This is a genomic window from Mesorhizobium sp. M7A.F.Ca.CA.002.04.1.1 (assembly GCF_004022805.1).
Taxonomy (GTDB): domain Bacteria; phylum Pseudomonadota; class Alphaproteobacteria; order Rhizobiales; family Rhizobiaceae; genus Mesorhizobium; species Mesorhizobium ciceri.
The window spans coordinates 1-3,052 of the sequence record NZ_RZPL01000682.1 but is presented as its reverse complement, the minus strand read 5'-3'; the positions used below and the strand labels follow the sequence as shown (position 1 = coordinate 3,052).

At 64.8% G+C, this 3,052-nt stretch carries 3 protein-coding genes and 1 pseudogene; 1 reads left to right on the top strand and 3 read right to left on the bottom strand.

Annotation, left to right across the window (positions count from 1 at the left end; genetic code table 11):
• Window positions 1–170, bottom strand: a pseudogene (locus ENZ75_RS35360) (sugar phosphate isomerase/epimerase); the annotation flags it as partial.
• Window positions 167–1,198: a Gfo/Idh/MocA family oxidoreductase gene (locus tag ENZ75_RS26680; protein ID WP_063168291.1), complete on the bottom strand. Its 1,032-nt coding sequence runs from the start codon at window positions 1,196–1,198 to the stop codon at window positions 167–169. The gene ENZ75_RS26680 and the pseudogene ENZ75_RS35360, both read right to left, overlap by 4 nt.
• A gap of 196 nt (window positions 1,199–1,394) precedes the next feature.
• Here ENZ75_RS26680 and ENZ75_RS26675 point away from each other — a divergent pair, with 196 nt between their 5' ends.
• Window positions 1,395–2,420, top strand: coding sequence for a LacI family DNA-binding transcriptional regulator (locus ENZ75_RS26675; protein ID WP_063168292.1), 1,026 nt, complete (start codon window positions 1,395–1,397; stop codon window positions 2,418–2,420).
• A 184-nt stretch (window positions 2,421–2,604) separates the two neighbouring features.
• Here the strand turns inward: ENZ75_RS26675 and ENZ75_RS26670 are convergent, their stop codons facing one another.
• Entirely contained in the window at window positions 2,605–2,919 is a 315-nt protein-coding gene (locus ENZ75_RS26670; RefSeq protein WP_013530988.1) for a hypothetical protein, read from the bottom strand.
• Window positions 2,920–3,052: the final 133 nt, after the last annotated feature.

Genomic DNA, 3,052 nt, shown 5'->3' with positions numbered 1-3,052 from the left:
ATCTGGCCGGCCAGCCGCGGCAAATCCTTGCCGCCCAGCGTCTGCCAGAAGAAGGGCTGGATGCTCTCGAAGCCGAGCGGCAGGATCTGCTTGATGTAAGCCGCCGGGTCGTCGAGATTGGCCCGCACCATGGTGCCGATCCGGATGTCGAGAAGCGGGTTCGGCGTCATTGTGCTTCCTCTGCGATTGTCACGCGGCGGCCGGTCTCGGCGCTTTCGATGGCGCCAAAAACCATGGCCAGGCTCTTGATGTTGTCGCCGCCGCGCGTTTCCGGCTCGGTGCCGGTCTCGATGGCGTGCATGAAATCCTGGAGAATGCCGAGATGGCCGCCGACGCGATCGGACGCATCGAGCGGCGGCACCTCGATCGGCTGGGTTTTGTCGAACATTCCCTCGCGGCCCGGCATCACTGCTTCTGCCCTCAAATCGTCATGACCGTCCCAGATGAGGCTGCCGCGCTCGGCAACGATGCGCCATGCACTTTCCCAACTGGTGCGGAAGCCGGCCGCGCACCAGCTGCCGGCGTAGGTGAAGACCTTGCCGTCGCCGAGATCGAAGACGGCGCTGGCCGAAGATCCCTGCCTGTACCAGGAACTGGCCGGCTCCCATTCCTGGCAATAGACGCCGGCCGGCTCGCCATTCACCATATAGCGAGCGGCGTCGAAGGTGTGGATCGCCATGTCGAGCAGCAGCACATGGGCCATCTCCTCGCGAAAACCGCCGAAATGCGGCGCGACGAAGAAGTCGGCGTGGATGCTGGTCGGCGCACCGATGGCGCCGGAGTCCAGGAACCTCCGGATGCGCCTGACATTGGCGACATAGCGGCGGTTCTGCACGACCGCATGGATGCGCCCGGCGCGGCGCGCGGCCTCGACGATGGCGCGCGCATTTTCCGGACTGTCGGCGAGCGGCTTTTCCGTCAGCAGATGGCAATTGTGCGCAAAGGCGGACAGCGCGACCGCGCGCCGGGCGGCGGGAACCACGACATCGAACACCGCTTGCGGTTTGATCTGATCGAGGACGGCATCGAGGCTGCTGCCGATGACGGCATTGGTGAGGCCGTATTCGTGCGCCCGCGCCCGTGCCCTGTCGGCATCGAGATCCACAAGGCCGACAATGGCGAGCCCGTTGACTTGCTGCGCGGCATCGAGCCAGGCCTTGCTCATCGCTCCGCAGCCGACCAGGACGGCATTGATCATCCGGCGCTCCTCCTCCGCTCGGTCCCTCCAGACCGATCGTCACGGCATCCACGGCATGACCGTAAACGTTTTTCCGTAAACGTTTACGAGAACACACCCGAAGGCGTAGAATGTCAATTGGCCGCTCGTGAAAATCGTCCTGTCGCCTTGGCCTGAGCGGCTACCGGTGCTAGCCAAGCAAGGGGAGTACAGTCACTTGGCATCCAGCATTCATGACCTTGCCCGTCACCTGAACATTTCGATCGGCACGGTGTCGCGGGCGCTGAACGGCCGCGCCGACGTCAATGCCGACACGCGCCAGCGCGTGCTCGAGGCGGCCAGGACGCTCAACTATTCGCCGAACCAGTCCGGCCGCAGTCTGCGGCAAGGCGCCACCCATTCGATCGCCTTCATGCTGCAGCCGCATCCGGGCGACCAGCAATATGGCGAGCCGTTCTTCATTCCGTTCCTGATCGGGCTGCAGGCCAGGCTTGCGGAAAGCGGGCTCGACCTGACCGTGGTCATGGGCGCGCCGGGCGACTACCAGCAGGAGCGCCTGCGCCGCGTCGTCGAGACGCGCCGCGCCGATGCGGTGCTGCTGGCCTGGACGCGGCGCGAGGATGAACGCATCGACTATCTCACCCAGGCCGGCTTTCCCTTCGCCACGCTCGGCCGCAGCCGCTCCGGAACCAAGTCCTACCCTTCCCTCGACCTCGATTTCGAGAAGGCCGGCGCCGACGCGGTCGACCGCCTCGTGGCGCGCGGCCACCGCCGCATCGCCGCCGTCCGCCCGTCGCTCGACCTTAATTTCGGCTATCTGTTTTTGGTCGGCTATCGCAAGGCCTTGCGGCGGCACGGCATCGAGGTAGACCCCGAGCTGATCGCGTCCGGCTTCATCAACGAGGCCGGCGGCTACGGGGTGACGCCGCAGGTGATGCGCTCCAAGGCTCCGCCGACCGCCATCATCTTCAACAATGACGCGATGGCGCTGGGCGGCTGCAAGGCGCTGGCAGAGATGGGTATCAGGCCGGGTCACGACATGGCAGTGACCGTCATCGTCGACACGCCGCTCTGCCGCTATTTCTCGCCAGCCCTGACCGCCTTCCGCCCGGCGCTGGAGCCGATGGGACAACGGCTCGCGGAAATGCTGCTGGCGTCGCTTCCCGCCTTCGCCGGCCCGGAGGGTCCGCGGATCATCCGCGAGGTCTGGCCGCTGGAACTGGTCGCGCGCGACAGCGATTAATCGCAGCAGCAGGACCTGGCGAATTTGTCAAACGCTGAGCCAGGGTGTGTTGAGATTCAGGTCAGGCCGAGCCGAAAATGATGGCTTTTGAGAACCGGAGCGGAGCGGACATTCGGGTCCGTGAGCACCGGAAGCGCAGAAAGCCGTCGTTTGCAGGCCGGCCTCACCTGAATATCGACATACCCTAGTCCACCTTCTTCTCGCCCCGCTCCCCGGCCTTGACGATGTCGCCCGTGGTGAACAGGATTTCCTTCAGTTCCGCGCGCCAGTCCTTCTTCTGGCGCAGCAGGAATTCGAGATCCATGCCGAAATGCTTGAACTCCTCGCCCTGCGCGTTCTTCATGATGGCGCGCGCCTGCGGGTCCTTCTCCACCGACATGCGCTGTTCGTACCAGCTGATCGCTTCCGCCTCCTCGATCAGCGAGGTGATCATGCGGGCAAAGGTCCGCACCTCCTGCGACAGTTCTTCAGGCGGTTCGTGATACTGGTCGAAACCCATGTCGTCCTCCCCTCAAACAGCACACCGGTGCGCAGTGCACCGGCCGCAGCCTTGAATGCGCGGGAGGCGCTATAGGTTCCGGATCACGCCACAACCAGGGCGATCAGCGGGAGCCAGCCTCAAGACACCGGCG